At 62.8% G+C, this 19,967-nt stretch carries 16 protein-coding genes; 15 read left to right on the top strand and 1 reads right to left on the bottom strand.

Annotated elements, in window-relative coordinates; genetic code table 11:
- Positions 1 to 64: 64 nt before the first annotated feature.
- The 14 genes from ABGT65_RS06805 (at position 65) to ABGT65_RS06740 (ending at position 15,114) form a co-directional block, all read left to right on the top strand.
- Complete coding sequence (locus ABGT65_RS06805; protein ID WP_346700791.1) at positions 65 to 1,795, top strand: DUF4954 family protein; 1,731 nt, start codon at positions 65 to 67, stop codon at positions 1,793 to 1,795.
- Positions 1,796 to 1,810: 15 nt separating this feature from the next.
- On the top strand, positions 1,811 to 2,668 hold the full coding sequence (locus tag ABGT65_RS06800; RefSeq protein WP_346700789.1) for a VWA domain-containing protein: 858 nt from the start codon (positions 1,811 to 1,813) through the stop codon (positions 2,666 to 2,668).
- Between the two features lie 8 nt (positions 2,669 to 2,676).
- Positions 2,677 to 3,651, top strand: coding sequence for a WG repeat-containing protein (locus tag ABGT65_RS06795; protein WP_346700787.1), 975 nt, complete (start codon positions 2,677 to 2,679; stop codon positions 3,649 to 3,651).
- 142 nt (positions 3,652 to 3,793) lie between these two features.
- Positions 3,794 to 4,726, top strand: a complete 933-nt coding sequence (trxB, locus tag ABGT65_RS06790) for a thioredoxin-disulfide reductase (RefSeq protein ID WP_346700786.1) — start codon at positions 3,794 to 3,796, stop codon at positions 4,724 to 4,726.
- A 21-nt stretch (positions 4,727 to 4,747) separates the two neighbouring features.
- Complete coding sequence (locus ABGT65_RS06785) at positions 4,748 to 5,170, top strand: hypothetical protein (protein ID WP_087263738.1); 423 nt, start codon at positions 4,748 to 4,750, stop codon at positions 5,168 to 5,170.
- 4 nt (positions 5,171 to 5,174) lie between these two features.
- The gene (locus ABGT65_RS06780; protein WP_087263739.1) at positions 5,175 to 6,098 is read left to right on the top strand and encodes a ribonuclease Z; all 924 of its coding nucleotides are present in this window, start codon (positions 5,175 to 5,177) and stop codon (positions 6,096 to 6,098) included.
- Complete coding sequence (locus ABGT65_RS06775) at positions 6,095 to 6,850, top strand: RNA methyltransferase (RefSeq protein WP_346700784.1); 756 nt, start codon at positions 6,095 to 6,097, stop codon at positions 6,848 to 6,850. The genes ABGT65_RS06780 and ABGT65_RS06775 overlap by 4 nt, the downstream gene beginning before the upstream one ends.
- Before the next feature lie 153 nt (positions 6,851 to 7,003).
- The gene (gene pdxA / locus ABGT65_RS06770) at positions 7,004 to 8,098 is read left to right on the top strand and encodes a 4-hydroxythreonine-4-phosphate dehydrogenase PdxA (protein ID WP_346700782.1); all 1,095 of its coding nucleotides are present in this window, start codon (positions 7,004 to 7,006) and stop codon (positions 8,096 to 8,098) included.
- A gap of 206 nt (positions 8,099 to 8,304) precedes the next feature.
- The gene (thrS, locus tag ABGT65_RS06765; RefSeq protein WP_346700780.1) at positions 8,305 to 10,257 is read left to right on the top strand and encodes a threonine--tRNA ligase; all 1,953 of its coding nucleotides are present in this window, start codon (positions 8,305 to 8,307) and stop codon (positions 10,255 to 10,257) included.
- Positions 10,258 to 10,397: 140 nt separating this feature from the next.
- Positions 10,398 to 10,922 carry a translation initiation factor IF-3 gene (infC, locus tag ABGT65_RS06760; protein WP_346700778.1) on the top strand — a complete coding sequence of 175 codons (525 nt, stop codon included), beginning with the start codon at positions 10,398 to 10,400 and terminating at the stop codon, positions 10,920 to 10,922.
- A 108-nt stretch (positions 10,923 to 11,030) separates the two neighbouring features.
- Positions 11,031 to 12,002, top strand: coding sequence for an acyltransferase (locus tag ABGT65_RS06755; protein WP_346703070.1), 972 nt, complete (start codon positions 11,031 to 11,033; stop codon positions 12,000 to 12,002).
- Between the two features lie 160 nt (positions 12,003 to 12,162).
- The gene (locus tag ABGT65_RS06750) at positions 12,163 to 13,164 is read left to right on the top strand and encodes a Stealth CR1 domain-containing protein (RefSeq protein WP_346700777.1); all 1,002 of its coding nucleotides are present in this window, start codon (positions 12,163 to 12,165) and stop codon (positions 13,162 to 13,164) included.
- A gap of 137 nt (positions 13,165 to 13,301) precedes the next feature.
- Positions 13,302 to 14,231 (top strand): glycosyltransferase family A protein, encoded by a 930-nt coding sequence (locus ABGT65_RS06745; RefSeq protein WP_346700775.1) that lies wholly within the window; start codon positions 13,302 to 13,304, stop codon positions 14,229 to 14,231.
- Positions 14,232 to 14,250: 19 nt separating this feature from the next.
- Positions 14,251 to 15,114, top strand: coding sequence for a PHB depolymerase family esterase (locus tag ABGT65_RS06740; protein WP_346700773.1), 864 nt, complete (start codon positions 14,251 to 14,253; stop codon positions 15,112 to 15,114).
- Between the two features lie 99 nt (positions 15,115 to 15,213).
- Here the strand turns inward: ABGT65_RS06740 and clpB are convergent, their stop codons facing one another.
- The gene (clpB, locus tag ABGT65_RS06735) at positions 15,214 to 17,811 is read right to left on the bottom strand and encodes an ATP-dependent chaperone ClpB (protein WP_346700771.1); all 2,598 of its coding nucleotides are present in this window, start codon (positions 17,809 to 17,811) and stop codon (positions 15,214 to 15,216) included.
- 232 nt (positions 17,812 to 18,043) lie between these two features.
- Between clpB and ABGT65_RS06730 the strand changes: the two genes are divergently transcribed.
- Complete coding sequence (locus ABGT65_RS06730) at positions 18,044 to 19,945, top strand: DNA polymerase III subunit gamma/tau (RefSeq protein ID WP_346700769.1); 1,902 nt, start codon at positions 18,044 to 18,046, stop codon at positions 19,943 to 19,945.
- Positions 19,946 to 19,967 lie beyond the last annotated feature (22 nt).

Genomic DNA, 19,967 nt, shown 5'->3' with positions numbered 1-19,967 from the left:
TGGCCCAGTCACCGCACCGCGGCAAAAGGTCCGCAGCAACGACAGGGCACAGAAACCACGAACTATGACTTCACTCAGAACGCTGACACAGGCGGAAATCTCCACCCTCGAATCCCTCGGCAATACGGCCGAGGATTGGGCACAAATTCGGGTTGCGGAGGACTTCCAGCCGCATCAGCTCCTTCAGAACCACTTCGAGGGGATTGTCGAAATCACCTCCGGAGCCCGCGTGATCCGCTCGCGCGTCCGCAACTACCGCATCGGCGAGGGTTCGCTCATCACAGGCGTCACGGCTCTCGAATGCCGCCGCCGCTCGGCATTCGGAAACGGCGTCGGCGTGGCCACGATGAACGAATGCGGCGGCCGCACGGTGAAGATTTTCGACACGATGTCGGCCCAGGTGGCCTACGTCATGGCCGTCTACCGCCACCGCCCGCAAACCATCGCCGCCCTGGAGCGCCTGATCGACGCCTATGCCGAAAGCCGCTCGGCGGAGATCGGAGAGGTGGGCCGCAACTGCCGGATCGTCGGTGCCCGCTTCATCCGCGAGGTCCGCATCGGCAACGACGTGCAGGTCGACGGCGCCTCGATCCTGGAGAACGCCACGCTCTGCGACGGCGCCTTCATCGGCGTGGACGTCAAGGCCTACGACTTCATCGCCGCCGAAGGGGCGCTGATCGCCAACGGCTCGACCGTCGAACGCTGTTTCGTGGGCGAGAGCTGCCGGTTGGACAAGGGCTTCACGGCCGCCGAATCGCTCTTCTTCGCCAACTCCCACTGCGAGAACGGCGAGGCAGCCTCGATCTTCGCCGGGCCCTACACCGTTTCGCACCACAAGTCGTCGCTGCTCATCGCGGGCATGTTCTCGTTCTTCAACGCCGGGAGCGGCTCGAACCAGAGCAACCACCTCTTCAAGAGCGGCGCCGTACACCAGTCGGTCCACCTGCGGGGCTGCAAGTTCGCATCGAGCGCCTACATCATGTCCCCGGCCCTCGAAGGGGCCTTCACGATGGTCATGGGGCACCACTCCTACCACCATGACACTTCGGCCTTCCCCTACTCCTACCTGATCGAGAAGGAGGGTCGGAGCCACCTTATGCCGGGCTCCAACCTGACGAGTTACGGAGCCGTGCGCGACATCGAGAAGTGGCCGGCCCGGGACCGCCGCAAGGTCAAACGCGACGTCATCGACTTCGCGGAGTACAACCCCTACGTCACGGGCGCGATGCTCGACGCCGTGAACATCCTCCACACGCTCCAGGAGCAGGACCCCGATGCGGCGGTCTATACCTACAACAAGACGCTGATCAGGGCCTCGTCGCTGCAGCGCGGGCTGAAACTCTACAACAAGGCGATCGTGGCGGCCCTCGGGGCGATGCTCGACCGCGGGGAGTCGGACCCGCACTACGACGGTTCGGGACGCTGGCTCGACCTGGCCGGGCAGTACATCACGCGGCGGGCCGTCGGGGAGATCCTCGACGCCGTGGACCGCGGAGAACTCACCGACATGGCGGCCATCGACAACCGCTTCCGGGTCTTCGAGGTCCACTACGACGACTATGCCCACAGCTGGGCGCTCGGGGTCTACGCCTCGATGCTGGGCCATACGCCGACGACCGAGGAGTTGAACGACGCCATCGCCGCCGGACGCAATGCCCATGCCGCGATGCGGAGCACCACGGATGCCGACCGTGAACGCGACTGCTCGCTCGACATGGCCGTCAGCTACGGCCTCGACTGCAACAACGAGGAGGACCGCCGCAAGGATTACTATGCGGTCCGGGGTCTGAAATAGTACGCCGAAGAAACCATGTATACCCAAAGCATCACGCGAACGCACCGCACGGCCTTCATCCTGCTGATCGACGGTTCGGGCTCGATGAACGAGGAGATCCTCTTCCACGGGAAGCGGATGACCAAGGCCGAAGCCGTGGCCTCGATCACCAACGGCATGTTGTTCGAACTGGTCGAGCGGGCACGCCGCAGCGACGGGGTTCGCGACTACTACGACATTTCGGTCCTGACCTATTCGGGCGACAACGAGGTCTATTCGCTGCTTCCCGAAGGTCGGGAGATGCTCTCCGTGGCGGAGCTCGCCGCCGGGGAGATCCCCATGAAGCGCGAACTGGTCGAATACCGGATGCCGGACGGAAGCACGTCGCTGCGCGAACTCCCCGTTCCGGACTGGATTGCCGCCGAAGCCGCGGGACAGACGCCGATGTACCAGGCGCTGGACCATGCGTATGAAATCGCTGAGGCGTGGTGCCGCAACCCGGCCCATGCCGAGAGTTTCCCGCCCACGGTGTTCAACATCACCGATGGCGAGGCCACGGATTGCGACGAGGAGGAGCTGCGCACCATCTGCGAACGGATCCGAAGCCTGCGCACGTGCGACGGCCACGTGCTGCTGATCAACATCCACATCGCCCCCGACGAGTCGCAGCACGCCGTCTTCTTCCCCACAGAGGAGGAGGCCGCCTACTCCAACCGCTATGCCGGGGTGCTCTACGACTGTTCGAGTCCGATGCCCGAAGTCTTCAACGAGGCAATCCGCGAAGCCAAAGGCCCCGGGGCGCTGCCACCGTTCCGCGGCATGAGTTACAACACCTCGGCCGAACAACTCATCGCCATGCTCAACATCGGCTCGATCAGTGTCAAGACCGAATAACGACCGCCATGACACCTACAATCCAGACTTTCACCCGGGCGCTGCTGACGCCCGACCTCGCCTTCGGAGAACTGGCCGATGCCCGGGCCGTCACCGGCCCGGAGGGATTGCCGCAACTGATGCGCACGACGCGCTTCGCCGAGGCCGAAATCGAATGGCAGGGACAGCACTGGCTGTTGTCGCTGCCCCTCTCGTCGTCGGCCATCCACACGGTGGAACGGGTCGCCTCGCGGATCGGACGCCTCAACACCGAATGGCTCACACCCTACCGGATCCTGCCGGGCGAAATGCGGTGGTGCACCCCGACGGGTGCGGAGCTGCGCTGCGATCTGGTCCTGCAGCACCTGCCCGAAGGGCTCTCCTTCCGGGAGGCTCTCTGCCGGGAGTCGACCGAACGGCTTCTTTCCGCCCTCGACACGCTTCGCGAGGCGCTCCGCGGCCTGGATTTTGCACACGGCAACCTCCGGGAGACAAACCTGCGCTGGGTGGGCGACCGCTTCATCCCGCTGCGCTACCACGACGCCCGCTTCGGGCATCCCGAAATCGACGATCCGGCATTCGAGGCCCTGCGGGAGTGGATTCTCCGGGAGTCCGGACCGATGGTGGTTTCGGACGTCGGCAGAGCGTACAACCCGCTGCTGAAACTCACCGGACACCGCTGGGTACACCCGATCAGCGAGGGGCTGGCCTGCGTCGAGGATGACTCCGGATGGGGTTACGTCGACCCGGAGAACCGCGTGGTGATCCCCTCCATCTTCGAATGGGCCGACAGTTTCCACGAAGGCCGCGCCGAAGTGAAGACCGCAACCGGCATGGGGCTGATCGACCGCCGGGGAGCGTGGGTCATCCCGCCCGTTTACGAAATCGTCGACTACGATCCGGTCGAGAGCAACGTCTACGTCTGCAAGGGCGGGCTTTGGGCCGAGTTCGACTACCTGGGGCGCCAACAGTCGGACTTCGGCGAGCGCGAGGCCCGGACCTGACCCCCGGCGGGGAGGGAGGCGGTGCGGCAGGGGTTCCGACGGCGTGCCCGCACGGCAGACGCCGCTGTCCCGCCCCGAAACGACGCCACACGGACTTCCCCGGACAGACAAAACAGACAAACAAAATAAAACACGAAACGATATGGAAACCAACAAGGAGACGATCAAAGTGCTGATCATCGGCAGCGGGCCCGCCGGGTATACCGCCGCCATCTATCTGTCGCGTGCCAACCTGGCGCCGGTACTCTACGAGGGTATCGAGCCGGGCGGGCAACTCACCACGACCACCGAAGTCGAGAACTTCCCGGGATTCCCCGAAGGGATCGACGGCCCGGAACTGATGTCGCGGATGCGGGCCCAGGCCGAACGCCTCGGTGCCGACCTGCGTGCGGGAACGATCACGAAGGTCGACCTCTCGGCCCGACCCTTCCGCGCGGAGGTCGACGGCGAAAAGGAGCTGCTGGCCGAAAGCCTCATCATCTCGACGGGCGCCACGGCCAAATACCTCGGGCTGCCCTCCGAGACGAAATTCCGCGGGCAGGGCGTGAGTGCCTGCGCCACGTGCGACGGGTTCTTCTACCGCAAGAAGGATGTCGCGGTGGTCGGCGGCGGCGACACGGCCTGCGAGGAGGCCACCTATCTGGCTTCGCTGTGCCGCAAGGTCTACATGATCGTCCGCAAGCCCTTCCTGCGCGCCTCGAAGGCGATGCAGGAGCGCGTCTTCAACACCCCCAACATCGAGGTGCTCTTCGAGCACAACACCGTCGAGGTGCTGGGCGACGACTCCGGCGTGACGGGCGCCCTGCTGCGCCGCAACGACGGCGTGGAGCACACGATCGACATCGCGGGCTTCTTCCTCGCCATCGGCCACCATCCCAATACGGAACTCTTTGCCGGACAGCTCGATCTCAATGAGGAGGGGTATATCAAGGTCGAGGGCAACACCTCGAAAACCTCGGTCGAAGGCGTCTTCGCCGCCGGCGACGTGAAGGATCCCCACTATCGGCAGGCCATCACGGCCGCCGGGTCGGGCTGCGTCGCCGCCCTGGACTGCGAACGATTCCTGCTGCGATAAAACCACAAAAAATATAATACGATGAAACGCATTCCGATGTTTCTGGGCGCCTTGTGCGCTGTCTGTGCGACCGGATCCTGTGCTGTTGAGACCACCTACATCGGCAAGGCCTATCCGGCAACCAACTCTCCGGAACTCTTTTTCAGCTGGAACGACGTGCCCGAAGGTTACGAGACCATGGGCCACATCCTGGCAACGCCCCACCTCTTCGGCACACTCGAAAAAGCGCAAAGCGTCATTGAGAAAGAGGCCTGCGAGAAGGGTGCCGACGCCGTGGTTTTCGAAGGCATAGGTCAATCGGTCACCAGCCCGACCTACACGACCACCGAGCATATCGAACAGAACAGCGACGGCAGCAGCACCCGCACGGCGACAACCAAACGCGACGAGAGGGTTTCGTATCGGCTGAAAGCAACATTCATCAAGTACAAGAACAAGAAATAGCCCCATGAGCTTCGCGGTAACCATCCTCGGCTGCGCCTCGGCCAAGCCCACCCCGAGCCGCCACCCCTCGGGGCAGGCGGTGAACATCCACGAGCAGCATTATCTGGTGGATGCGGGCGAGGGCGTGCAGCAGCAGCTGATCCGCTGCGGCATCAACCCGCTGAAAATCCGCGCCGTCTTCATCTCGCACCTCCACGGAGACCATGTGTTCGGGCTCTTCCCGCTGATCTCGACGCTGGGGCTCTACGGGCGCCGCACGCCGCTCGACGTCTATGCCCCGGCACCGTTCGGCGAGATGCTCGAAACGCACCTGCGCTTCTTCGACGCGGAGCTCCCCTACGAGGTCGTATGGCACGAGGTACGGACCACGAAGCACGCCCTGCTTTTCGAAAACCGCACGGTCGAGGTGTGGAGCATTCCGCTGCGCCACCGGGTGCCGTGCGCCGGGTTCCTCTTCCGCGAGAAGGAGCCGCCGCTGAATGTCGACAAGTTCAAGATCGTGAAATACGGGCTCTCGATCGCGCAGATCACCGCCGCCAAGCGCGGCGAGGAGATCGTGACGGAGACGGGCGAGGTGATCCCCAACGGGGAACTCACCTACCGCCCCTACCGGGCGCGGTCGTACGCCTACCTCTCGGATACGAACTTCTCGGCGCGCGCCGCCGGGCTCTGCGCCGGGGTCGACCTGATGTACCACGAAGCCACGTACGCCGCCGCCGAACAGCGGTCGGCTCGCGACCGGGGCCACTCGACGACCGTCGATGCGGCGAAAGCGGCTCTGAAAGCCGGAGCCCGGCGGCTCGTCATCGGCCACTACTCGTCGCGTTACAAGGACGAGGGTGTATTGGTCGAGGAGGCCCGGGCGTTGTTCCCGGAGACGTGGCCCGCCACCGAGGGCGTCACCTACACCATTGAAAAGGAGCCATGACGAAAGCCGAAATCCAACTCGTCCGCTCGCTGGCCGACAAGCGCGGCCGTGCGGAACACGGACTCTTCCTGGCCGAGGGCGAGAAGCTCATCGGCGAACTGCGCGCATCGCATCTGCGCGTGCGTAGGATCTATGCGTTGGAGGGGATCTTCGCCGGAGAGGAGGTCGAGGTGGTCACCCCGCGCGACATGGAGCGTCTCTCGCAGCTGAAAACCCCCTCGAACTCGGTGGCGCTGGTCGAGATCCCGCATTACGGGCTGAAAACCGCCGACCTGCGGGGGCAGCTCACCCTGGCGCTCGACGAGGTGCAGAACCCCGGCAACGTGGGGACGATCATCCGGCTGGCCGACTGGTTCGGCATTCGGGACATCCTCTGCTCGGAGGGCACGGCCGACTGCTTCAACCCGAAGGTCGTACAGGCCACGATGGGCGCCATCCTGCGCGTGAGGGTCCATTACGTGCCGTTGGCGCCGTTGCTTGCGGAGGCTGCCGCCGGGGGGATTCCCGTCTACGGGACCTTTCTCGAAGGGGAGAATATCTACACCGAGGAGCTTTCACCGACGGGGATCGTCGTCATGGGCAACGAGGGCCGCGGCGTGACCGAAGCCGTGGCACGGAGCGTCACCCGCAAACTCTTCATCCCGCCCTGGCCCGCCGACCGCCGCGGTTCGGAATCGCTCAACGTCGCCATGGCGACGGGAATCGTCTGTGCCGAATTCCGGCGTCAAACCGCCATCCGGAGCGAGAAATAGCAGTTCCGAAGGGAGAAATCGCATTTTTATCCCGTTCCGAAGCGTTGGTATTCCGAATTTTTATACCTTTGTAGGTTGTAACAGTTGCATTTAGCGGCCCCGGCCCGGTTTTTCATCCGAAGAGCGGCCCGCCCGGCAACCAAGAAGCCATTTATGACCGAACAGAAATACAGAATAGGCATCACGCAAGGCGACCCCAACGGCATCGGCTGGGAGGTGATCATCAAGGCCCTGGCCGATCCGCGGATCACGGAGCTCTTCACCCCGGTCCTCTACGGATCGCCCAAAGCCGCCGCCTGCTACCGGGACAGCATTGCGGAGATCGAGCAGTTCTCCTACACACCCGTGAGTTCGGCCGCCGAAGCCCGGCGGGGGAGGATCAACCTCGTGGCGTGCGGCGAGATCGCCGAAGTACAGCCCGGGCAGCCGACCCCCGAAGCGGGGCGTGCGGCCGTCGAGGCCCTGCGCACCGCAATGCGCGACCTCAAGGCGGGAGAGCTCGACGCACTGGTGACCGCACCCTTCGACAAGGAGACCGTCCAGAGCGACGAGTTCCGGTACACGGGACACACGGAATACCTCGCTGCGGAACTCGAAGGCGAGTCGATGATGATCATGTGCAGCGACGTGCTGCGCGTGGGGCTCGTCACCAAGCACATCCCCGTGTCGGAGATCGCCGCAGGCATCTCGCAGGAGAAGATCGTCGAGGATCTGCGGATCCTGCGCCGTTCGCTCATCGCCGATTTCGGCATCGTGGAGCCCCGCATCGCCGTGATGGCCCTCAACCCCCACGCCGGAGACGGCGGACTGCTGGGCCGCGAGGAGCAGGAGATCATCCGCCCGGCCATCGTCGAGGCTTTCCGCGAGGGCATACTGGCCTTCGGGCCCTTTGCCGCCGACGGGCTCTTCGCCGGAGGCGGGTACGCCAAGTACGACGGCATCCTGGCCATGTACCACGATCAGGGATTGGCCCCGTTCAAGAGCCTCTTTCCCGACGGTGTGAACTTCACCGCCGGACTTGCGGCCGTGCGCACCTCGCCCGACCACGGCACGGCCTTCGACATCGCCGGGAAGGACAAGGCCGATGCGCAGTCGATGCGCAACGCCATCTACACGGCCATCGACATCGTACGCAACCGGACGGCCTGGGCCGAATGGTCGTCGAACCCGCTGCCGCGGGCCGAACGGGAGAAGTCGAGCCGCGACACCACGGTGAAGGAGCCGCCGCAGGCCGCCGCCAGGGAGTAATCAGGAGAGGGGGGGGGCTGGAAGGCCCGCACCGCCGCCAGGGAGTAATCAGAGGGGAGGGTGTCGCTGCCGTCCCGATTGCCGGGAGGCTCCGCGCCGCCAATGAGTAAACACAAACACGAAAATACCGGGCAAACCGGAGGTGTATTCCGTCTCGTAATTGTGGAAGCGCCGAAGGCCCCGAAAATTTTAATGATAAAAACTTTATGATCAAAATCACTTTTCCCGACGGCTCGGTTCGCGAATATGCCGAAGGGACGACTGCGTACCAGATCGCAGAGAGCATCAGCCCTCGTTTAGCTGCTGACTCCCTGGCGGCCTCGGTAAACGGCGCAACCACGGACATGATGCGCCCGATCGAAGCGGATGCCTCGATCAAATTCTACAAATGGGACGACGAGGAGGGCAAGCACGCCTTCTGGCACACGTCGTCACACCTGCTGGCCGAAGCCCTCGAAGCCCTCTATCCGGGCATCAAGTTCGGTATCGGCCCGGCTATCGAGAACGGTTTCTACTACGACGTCGACAGCCCGACGCCCATCACCGAAGCCGATCTCGCCACGATCGAAAACAAAATGGTCGAACTCGCCCGCAACAAGGAGCCGCTCGTCCGGCGCGAAGTGCCCAAGGCCGAAGCCCTGAAAACCTTCACCGAGAAGGGCGACCAGTACAAAGTCGAGTTGATCACCGCCCTGGAGGACGGTACCATTTCGTTCTATACCAACGGCGCCTTCACGGACCTCTGCCGCGGGCCGCACATCCCCAATACGGGTTACATCAAGGCCATCAAGCTCACCTCGGTGGCCGGTGCCTACTGGCGCGGCAACGAGAAGAACAAGATGCTGACGCGTATCTACGGCATCTCGTTCCCCAAGAAGTCGATGCTCGACGAGTACCTCGCCATGATGGAGGAGGCCAAGAAGCGCGACCACCGCAAACTGGGCAAGGACCTCGAACTCTTCACCTTCTCGCAACGCGTGGGCCAGGGACTGCCCCTCTGGCTGCCCAAGGGCGCCGCCCTGCGCGACCGCCTCGAACAGTTCCTGCGCAACGTCCAGAAGGAGTACGGATACCAGCAGGTCATCACCCCGCACATCGGCAACAAGGAGCTCTACGTCACCTCGGGCCACTACGCCAAGTACGGCAAGGACTCCTTCCAGCCCATCCATACCCCAATCGAGGGCGAAGAGTATCTGCTCAAACCGATGAACTGCCCGCACCACTGCGAAATCTACCGCTCGAAGCCCCGTTCGTACAAGGAGCTGCCGGTGCGTCTGGCCGAATTCGGTACGGTCTACCGCTACGAGCAGTCGGGTGAGCTCCACGGGTTGACCCGCGTCCGCGGGTTCACGCAGGACGACGCCCACCTCTTCGTACGGCCCGACCAGCTGCTCGAAGAGTTCGAGCGCGTGATCGACATCGTGCTCTACATCTTCAAGACGCTGAAGTTCGACAGCTACACGGCCCAGATCTCGCTGCGCGACCCGAACAACAAGGAGAAGTACATCGGTTCGGACGAAAACTGGGAGAAGGCCGAGTCGGCCATCATGCAGGCCGCCAAGGAGAAGGGCCTCAATACGGTGGTCGAATACGGCGAGGCCGCCTTCTACGGCCCGAAACTCGACTTCATGGTCAAGGACGCCATCGGCCGCAAGTGGCAACTCGGAACGATCCAGGTAGACTACAACCTCCCGGAGCGCTTTGACCTCACCTACAAGGGCGCTGACGACAAACTCCACCGCCCGATCATGATCCACCGCGCGCCGTTCGGCTCGATGGAGCGGTTCGTGGCCGTACTGTTGGAGCATACGGGCGGCAAGTTCCCGCTGTGGCTCTCGCCCCAGCAGGTTGTGGTACTTCCGATCTCGGAGAAGTTCAACGACTACGCGCAGCGCGTGGCCGAATACCTGAACCGCTACGATGTCCGCACGGAGGTCGACGACCGCAACGAGAAGATCGGGCGCAAGATCCGCGACAACGAGATCAAACGCATCCCCTACCTGCTGATCGTCGGCGAGAAGGAGGAGGCCGAAGGGCTGGTCTCGGTCCGCGCCCAGGGCGAAGGTGACAAGGGACAGATGTCGATGGAGGGCTTCCGCGACTTCCTGACCGGACTGGTCAAGCAGGAGGTCGAGGCCAACAAGATCGTCAAGGACTGAGCCCCGCACACAAAGACAACACATTATTAACTTAAATACGTACAACTATCGCAGCACCGAAACCATTCCCGCCGCGGCCGTTCAACCCCGGGAATAACAGACCGAAACCGGCAACGGGCAACAATCCCCACGGACGCCGGTTGCCCGAAAAGGAGAATCCCCACCGGATCAACGAACAGATTACGGTACCCGAAGTGCGTGTGGTGGGCGACAACGTGCCTCAGGCACAGGTGATGCCGATCCGCGACGCGCTGCGCCTGGCCGACGAACTGGAGCTCGACCTGATCGAGATCTCCCCGAAGGCCGAACCGCCCGTCTGCCGCATCGCCGACTACCAGAAGTTCCTCTACCAGCAGAAGAAGAAGGCCAAGGAGTTGAAGGCAAACCAGACGAAAGTCGTCGTCAAGGAGATCCGTTTCGGGCCCCAGACCGACGACCACGACTACAACTTCAAGCTCAAGCACGCGCAGAACTTCCTCAAGGAGGGGGCAAAGGTGAAGGCTTATGTCTTCTTCCGCGGGCGTTCGATCGTCTTCAAGGAGCAGGGCGAGATTCTGCTGCTGCGCTTCGCCACCGATCTGGAGGATGTCGCCAAGGTGGAGATGATGCCCAAGCTCGACGGCAAGAAGATGAACATGATGCTTGCACCGAAGTCGAAAAAGTAGCAAGCTGCACCGGTCACGGACCGGAACGTATGGAAAGTACCGTCCCCGGAGGCACCGAACCCTTCGGGGATGGCCGTTTTATCCTCTTTTTTGCGTACCTTTGTATCGATGATCACCACCGACGACATATTCCGCCTGTCCGGAAACGATGCAACGGCATTCGAAACCGCGGCCCTGGCTCTGTTCCGCATCCAGGCCGCAGCGTGCCCGCCCTACCGCGAGTATCTCGGACGCCTCGGCATCGAACCGCAGCAGGTCCGCGAATTCCGACGGATCCCGTTCCTGCCGATCGAGCTCTTCAAGAGCCACGAGGTCTACTGCGGCGATGCGGAGCCCGAAGCGGTCTTCACCTCGTCGGCAACGACGGGCATGACCCCTTCACGCCATCCGATGCGCTCGCTGGCCCTCTACGAGAGGGCATTCCGCGGGGCGTTCCGCACCTTCTACGGCGATCCGGCCCGCTGGAGCCTCTACGCACTGCTGCCGAACTACCTCCGCCGCAAGGGTTCGTCGCTCGTCTACATGGCCGACCGGCTCATTGCCGACTGCGGGTCGGGAGGCTTCTACCTCGATGATTACGATGCCCTGCTGCGCGACATGGCCGCCGACCCGAAGCCCAAAATCCTGCTGGGCGTGAGCTATGCGCTGTGGGACCTGGCCGAACAATATGCCCCGAAACTGCGGGACACCATCGTCATGGAGACCGGCGGCATGAAGGGATACCGCGAAGAGATTCCCAAGGAGGAGTTTCACCGCATTCTGTGCGACGCCTTCGGCGTCGAGGCCATCCATTCGGAGTACGGCATGGCGGAACTCACTTCACAGGCCTACTCCCAGGGTGGGAACCGGTTCCGCTGCCCGGCCTGGATGCGGGTCGTGTGCCGCGACGTGAACGACCCCTTCGATCTGCTCCCGGCCGGAAGCCGCGGCGGGCTGAACATCGTCGACCTGGCGAACCGCTGGTCGTGTGCCTTCATCCAGACGCAGGATGTCGGGCGGGTCGACCACGACGGATCGTTCGTCGTCGAGGGGCGCATTGACCACGCCGAGATCCGGGGTTGCAACCTGTTGGTCCAGTAACGGACGCCGCAACGAAGAGAAAGAGTGCGGAGGAGAGATTGAGAAGGAGAAGGGCAAAGGTAAAGGGTGAAGGGTGAAGTGAGGGAGAAAAAAAGACAAAAAAATACCCGGAAGCGTCCCCGTGAAAGGGAGGGTATGGAAAACCGAGCAAACTGAAAGCATGGAAAAGAGGAAGACACAAGCGATCGATTTCGTCATTCCCTGGGTGGACGGGGCCGATCCAGCCTGGCGGCAGGCCTTCGCCTCCACTCCCGGCACCGGGCACACCGACACGTCGGAGATCCGCTATCGAGACTGGCAGACCCTGCGCTACTGGTTCCGAAGCATCGAGCGCTTCGCGCCATGGGTGCGGCGCATCCACTTCATCACCTGGGGGCACCTGCCCGAATGGCTCGACACCACGCATCCGAAACTGCACATCGTCAACCACCGTGACTACATCCCTCCGGAGTACCTGCCGACCTTCAATTCGAATGTCATCGAACTGAATATCGCCCGCATCGAGGGGCTCTCCGAGCATTTCGTGCTCTTCAACGACGACACCTTCCTCTGCCGTCCCCACACACCCGAATCGTTCTTCCGCAACGGGCTTCCGTGTGACATGGCACGCCTGAGCGTCCCGCAGCCCTCCTCCGTGGGACACATCATCTACAACAACCTGGAACTCATCAACGGCACCCACCGGCAACGCGAGGTTTTGCGCCGTCATTTCGGCAAATGGTTCTCGCTCCGCTACGGGTTCGGAAATCTGTTGAAGAGTCTGACCCTGGCCCCATGGTCCTTCTTTACGGGTATTTTCGACCCGCACATGCCCCAACCCTACCGGCGTTCGGCATTCGATCGGGCCTGGCAGTTGTGGGGGCCCCAACTCGACGCAACATGCCGCCACGCAGTCCGGGACCTGACGGACCTCTCCGAGTGGCTTGTCCGCTACGACACGCTCTGCCGTGGGGAGTTCCACCCGCAGGGACTCCGGGAGTGCCGTCTCATGACCCTCACGGAAGAGACGATCGACCCGATCTGCGAAACCATCCGCAGCCAGAAGTGCCGGATGCTCTGTCTCAACGACCACGAATCCATCCGGGACTTCGAGGGTGTCTGCCGCAAGCTCTGCGCAGCATTCGAGGCGTTGCTTCCGGAGAAATCAAGCTACGAACGGTAACCGGGACAGACTCCACCCGAACAAGGGAGAGGGCGGCTCCGGAGCAGCTTTTCCGGACAAAAGAGGCCCGCTCACGGCCGGGATTTCTTGCAAAAGAGCGAAAAGATCGGTATTTTCACGAAAAATCAGCGCAACAGATGTCGCAAACAACCATCACGGTCATCATCCCCCTCTACAACAAGGAGCGCGAAATCGAAGGGACCCTCCGTTCGGTGCTGGCCCAAACACGCCAGCCCGACGAAATCGTCATCGTCGACGACGGTTCGACGGACCGCAGTGCGGAAATCGTCCGCGGAACCGCCTCGCCGCTCGTGCGGCTCGTCCCGCAGCCCAATGCCGGGGAGTGTGCCGCCCGCAACCGCGCCATCGCCGAGGCCCGGGGCGAATACATCGCCCTGCTGGATGCCGACGACGAGTGGGAACCCGGCTTTCTGGCCGAAATCGAATCGATGATCGGAGCGTTTCCCGGGTGCGGACTCTACTGCACGGGCTTCTCGGTCGTCAGCCACGACGGCCTATTCCCCGCCCCGGGCCTCGACCGGCGGGGCATCGTCGAGAACTTCTTCCGCGATTCGGCACACCGCTACATCGCCATCCCCTCGGCCTGCTGCATTCCCCGGGCCGTCTTCGACGACGTGGGAGGTTTCCCCGAAGGGATGAAGATGGCCGGGGACCTCTACATGTGGATCAAGATCGCCCGCCGCTACCGGGTCTGCTACTCGCCCGAACGGCTGGCACGCTACTCGAAAGTCGCCTCCAACCGCTCGGCAACCAGCTATACCCCCGAACGGACCCGCTACTCGTTCGAGGAGCTTTACGACCCCTCGGCCCCCGAGGAGGAGCGCGAATTCATCGCCCGGGCCGCTCTGGGCAAGGCGCTGATCCAGAGCGTCAAGGGCGGGACAGAAGAGGCCCGGCGCGCCGCCCGCTTCTTCCACTGGACACGGGTCTACCGCCGCACGCTGCACAAGGTGCAGCTGCTGAACCGCCTGCCGGTCCGGTGGCGGGGCCCGCTGCTCGACCTCTACAACGCCGCAGCGTGGCGTCTGGCCCGGAAAGGATTATGAAAAACATCATTCGATAACCATGAAAACACTGCTGAAAACACTGCTGACGGTGCTCCTGCTGTATGGCGCCACGGGCGTCACGGCCCAGGAGACCCGCACCGAAACCCTCCGTTCCGGCGGAGTCGAGCGAACCTATCGCCTGCACCTGCCGGCCGACCTGCCCGACAATGCCCCGCTGGTCATCGTCCTGCACGGATACGGAGGAGATGCCAATCCCGAAGCCTTCGGAATGAACGCAACGGCCGACCGCCACGGATTCGCCGTCTGCTATCCGCAGGGCGAACGCGACAGCCGCGGCAAACGGGGCTGGAATGTGGGTTATCCGTCCCAGGCAGAGATGCCGATCGACGACGTGCAATTCCTCGAAGACCTGATCGGCCATCTCCACCGGCATTACGGATTGAGCCGCCGCAACGTCTTCTGCACCGGCATGTCGAACGGCGGAGACATGTGTTACCTGCTCGCCGCGCAACGTCCGGATCTCTTCGCGGCCCTGGGGCCCGTAGCAGGCTTCATGTCGGTTGCGATCCTGCGGGAGGACAAGTCATTGCAGCCCGTCCCGCTGTTTGAAATCCATGGAACGGCAGACCCCACGACACGTTGGGAGGGCGACCTGACGGGCGAAGGCGGCTGGGGCGCCTATCTTCCGATCCCGATGGCCGTTGGATACTGGGCCGCAAAAAACAAATGTCTCGAACACCGCATCGACACCCTGCCACGAGGTGCCGACGGACTGCAAGTCATCGCACACCGCTACACGGGCGGCACCGACGGCAACGAAGTATGGCTCTACGAAACCCTCGGCGGCAAACACTCGTGGAAAAAGACCGGCGTGGACACCTGCGAGGAACTTTGGCGCTTTTTCAGCCGCTACGTTCGATAGGCCGCCGGTCCACCGACCACAAAAAAAGGGTTCCGCCCCGCATGGGATGGAACCCTTCGTCATTCATCGGCCGGCCGCAAACCGGTCGGATGCCGGATGTCAGTTCGCAAAGGTCAGGCCGTTGGCATCGGCATCGATCGAGATCGGTTTCGAACGGTCGACCTCGCCGGCCAGAATCCGTTTCGAAAGGTCGTTGACCACGTAGCGCTGGATCGTCCGCTTCACGGGACGCGCTCCGTAGAGCGGGTCGTAACCTGCCGTGGCGATCCATTCGCGGGCCCGGTCGGTATATTCGAGACGGATGCCGTTCTCCGAAAGCATCTTCCGCACCGATCCCAGCTGGATGTCGACGATCCGTTCGATGTCGCGGCGCGTCAGCGGCTCGAACATCACGATCTCGTCGATACGGTTCAGGAACTCCGGTTTCAGCTGCTGCTTCAGGAGGTCGATCACCTCGCGGCGCGTCCGCTCAATGACCTCCTCCGGAACCTTCTTCCCGTCGAAGTCCTTCGAAAAATTCTCCTGGATGATGTGCGAACCCATGTTCGAGGTCATGATAATGATCGTGTTGCGGAAGTCGACCGTCCGGCCCTTGTTGTCGGTCAGACGCCCGTCGTCCAACACCTGCAGCAGGATGTTGAAGACATCCGGATGCGCCTTCTCGATCTCGTCCAGCAGCACCACCGAGTAAGGCTTGCGCCGCACGGCCTCGGTCAGCTGCCCGCCCTCATCGTAACCGACATATCCGGGAGGCGCCCCCACAAGCCGCGACACGCTGTGCCGCTCCTGGTATTCGCTCATGTCGATACGGGTCATCATCTGGTCGTCGTTGAAGAGGAACTCCGCCAGGGCCTTCGCCAACTCGGTCTTGCCGACACCCGTCGTGCCGAGGAAGATGAACGACCCGATCGGCTTGCGGGGATCGTTCAGCCCGGCCCGCGAACGGCGCACGGCATCCGAAATGGCCGCAATGGCCTGCTCCTGTCCGACAACCCGCTTGTGCAGTTCCGACTCCATGTGGAGCAGCTTCTCGCGCTCCGAGGCCAGCATCCGCGTCACGGGAATCCCCGTCCAGCGCGAAACCACCTCGGCCACATCCTGCGCATCGACCTCCTCCTTGATCATCGAGCCGTTGGCCGAAGCGAGTTTGTACTCCTCCTGGAAGGCCGCAATCTCCTTCTCGGCCTCCTGGATCTTGCCGTAGCGGATCTCGGCCACCTTGCCGTAATCACCCTGACGCTCGGCCTGCTGAGCCTCGATCTTCAGCTGCTCGATCCGGTCCTTGTTGGCCTGGATCTTCTTCAACAGGTCACGCTGCCCCTGCCACTTGGCCCGCATCTCGGAGTCCCGGGCCTTCAGGTCGTCGATCTCCTTCGTGAGCGACTCGATCCGCTCCTTGTCCTTCTCGCGGCGAATCGCCTCGCGTTCGATCTCCAACTGGCGGATCTTCCGGTCGAGGGCGTCGATCTCGTCGGGCACGGAGTTCATCTCCAGCCTCAAGCGCGAGGCCGCCTCGTCGATCAGGTCGATCGCCTTGTCGGGCAGGAACCGCGACGTAATATAGCGCGTCGAGAGCTCCACGGCCGCAATGATCGCCTCGTCCTTGATCCGCACCTGGTGGTGGTTCTCGTAGCGCTCCTTCAGGCCGCGGAGGATCGAGATGGCATCCTCCTGCGTAGGCTCGTCGACCATCACCTTCTGGAAACGCCGTTCGAGGGCCTTGTCCTGCTCGAAATACTTCTGGAACTCGTCGAGTGTCGTGGCGCCGATCGTCCGCAGTTCGCCACGGGCAAGGGCCGGTTTGAGGATGTTCGCCGCATCCATCGCCCCCGACGACTTGCCGGCCCCGACCAGCGTGTGGATCTCGTCGATGAAGAGCAGGATCTCGCCGTCACTGGCGATCACCTCCTGCACGACGGCTTTCAGACGCTCCTCAAATTCACCCTGGTACTTCGCTCCGGCGATCAGCGCACCCATGTCGAGCGAGTAGATCACCTTCGACTTCAGGTTCTCGGGGACATCACCGTCGATGATCCGGCGGGCGATACCCTCGGCAATCGCCGTCTTGCCCACACCGGCCTCTCCCACGAGGATCGGGTTGTTCTTCGTCCGGCGCGAGAGGATCTGCAGCACACGGCGGATCTCCTCGTCACGCCCGATAACGGGATCGAGCTTGCCGTTGCGCGCCTGCTCGTTGAGGTTGATGGCGTACTTGCCCAGGGCGTCGAACTGCTGTTCGGAGGTCTGCGAATCGACCGTCGCCCCCTTGCGGAAGGTGCGGATCGCCTCGATCAGCTCCTTTTCGGTGGCACCGCTGCGTTTGAGCAAATCGGAGGCCTGCCCGCGCTCGGCCACGAGCCCCAGCAGCAGGTGTTCGACCGAAGCGTACTTGTCGCCGAAATTCTTCGTGAAGTCGACGGCCCGCTGGATCACCCGCGAGGCATCCTGCGAAAAGTACTGCTCACTGCCGCCCTCGACGCGCGGCAGCCGTTCGACCGTACGGTTGACCTCGTCGCGCAGCCCGCGGACGTTGACGCCCACACGCCCCAACAGGAAGGTCGCCAGCGAATCCTCCTCGCGGATCAGCACCGCAAGCAGGTGGAGCGGCTCGACAGCCTGCTGTCCCCGCTCCCGGGCCAGGGTCAGCGCCGCCTGGAGCGCCTCCTGGGCCTTGATGGTTAAAGTGTTGATGTTCATATCCGTGTTGTTTTTACTTGTTTCGTGTTTCGACCGGATACGGAGCAAAAGGCCTGCCAAGTCGCCGGACCGGTCAAAATGTCGTTTTTTTGTCACGAATTGTCACATCCCGGCTGACACGCCAGCGACACTTTGTCCGATGCACCCCGTAAATCCAGCCCATGCAATCCCCGTCAAATTTTTAATCCCCGATTTTTATTTTTAATTTTTAAATCGGTATCTTTGCGCTACCATGAGTGATTTCATCGTCAGCGCACGCAAATACCGTCCTGCGACCTTCCGTTCGGTCGTCGGGCAGAAGCATATCACCTCCACGCTCCAGAATGCCATCGAGCGCGGACAACTGGCCCATGCCTATCTCTTCTGCGGGCCCCGCGGCGTCGGGAAAACAACCTGCGCGCGAATCTTCGCCAAGGCCATCAACTGCCTGCAGCCCCACGGCGCCGAAGCCTGCAACGAGTGCGAATCGTGCCGTTCGTTCAACGAGGGACGCTCGCTCAACATCCACGAACTCGACGCCGCGTCGAACAACTCCGTGGAGGACATCCGCTCGCTCATCGAACAGGTGCGCATCATCCCGCAGGTGGGACGCTACTCCGTGTTCATCATCGACGAGGTGCACATGCTCTCGGCCGCGGCCTTCAACGCCTTCCTGAAGACCCTCGAAGAGCCGCCCGCCCATGCAATCTTCATCCTCGCCACCACCGAGAAGCACAAGATCCTGCCGACGATACTCTCGCGCTGCCAGATCTACGACTTCAACCGCATCCGAGTCGAGGATTCGGTCGAATACCTGAAATACATCGCCGCACAGGAGGGAATCACGGCCGACGAGGAGTCGTTGAACCTCATCTCGCAGAAGGCCGACGGCGGAATGCGCGACGCCCTGTCGATGTTCGACAAGGCCGTGTCGTTCTGCGGCACGACGCTCGACTACCGCCACGTGGCCCAGACACTCAACGTGCTGGATTACGACACCTACTTCGGCATCACGGAGACGCTCCTGGCGGGCAACTACGCCGAAGCACTCATGACGTTCGACGAGGTGCTTTCGAAAGGATTCTCGGGCCAGACCTTCATGGCAGGGCTGAACCGCCACCTGCGCGACCTGCTGATGGCCAAACGCCCCGAGACGCTGCGACTGATCGAGATGACCGGCACGCTGCTCGAACGATACCGCGTGCAGGCGGAGGCCTGCGGTGTCGACTTCCTCTTCGGGGCGATCGCCCTGCTGACGGACCTCGACGGAAAAATACGGCAATCGTCGAACCAACGGTTGCTCGTGGAGCTGGGCCTGATGAAGATCTCAGGACTCGGCCAAAAAAAAAATAACGACCTGACATCCTGCGAAGAGCCTCAGCTTCCCAAGCTGATGGCCCGACCGGCGGCAACGCAACCGGCAACGCAACCGACAGCGGCGGCAGCTCCGGCGACACAGGCAGCAACGGCGACACAGGCAGCAACGGCGACACAGGCAGCGGCAGGTCCAGCCGTCCAGGCAGCCCAGATGCCGAATCCGACGGCGTCGGCTCCGACCAACGTTGCGAATCCGGCCCTGACAGCCACTCAGTCGGCAACAGCTCCGGCTGCAACACCCGTCGCAACGGGCCCGAATGCCGAAGCAGCCCCGGCCCGGACACCGCGTCCGGCAACGCCCCTGCACCGCAAACCGCTGATCTCGGGGACCTCGCTCTCCGAACTGCTGACCACGGGCGGTGCCCTGCAAACGGAGCAGAATCCGGAACCCGAAGCGGCGCAATCCGCCGACGCCACGGTCGACCCGGCCTGTGAAAGCAAGTTGGAACAGGCCCGGGAACGCATCCTGAACCTGATCCGGGAACGGCGCCCGCGCTTCGTCCCGGCATTCGAGCAGATGAGCTTCCGCGGCAACACCATCGCGGTGAGCGTGCCGACAGCCGAGTTGCGCGAGGAGATTCTCCGGAGCAAGACGGGCATGCTGATGCGCATCGCCGAGCTGGCCAACATACAGGGAAGCATGGAGCTGGAGGTGACCGTCAACGAGGAGATCCGGGCCGCCCGCCCGATCAAACTCGAAGACCGGGTCAAATACATGACCGACAAGAATCCGCTGCTCACCGAATTCCGCAAGGCGCTGGATCTGGAGATCGAATAATACGGAACGATAAAAAACAAGA

The sequence above is a fragment of the uncultured Alistipes sp. genome (assembly GCF_963931675.1).
Classification (GTDB): Bacteria; Bacteroidota; Bacteroidia; order Bacteroidales; family Rikenellaceae; genus Alistipes.
This window is presented reverse-complemented; position numbering and strand designations above follow the sequence as displayed.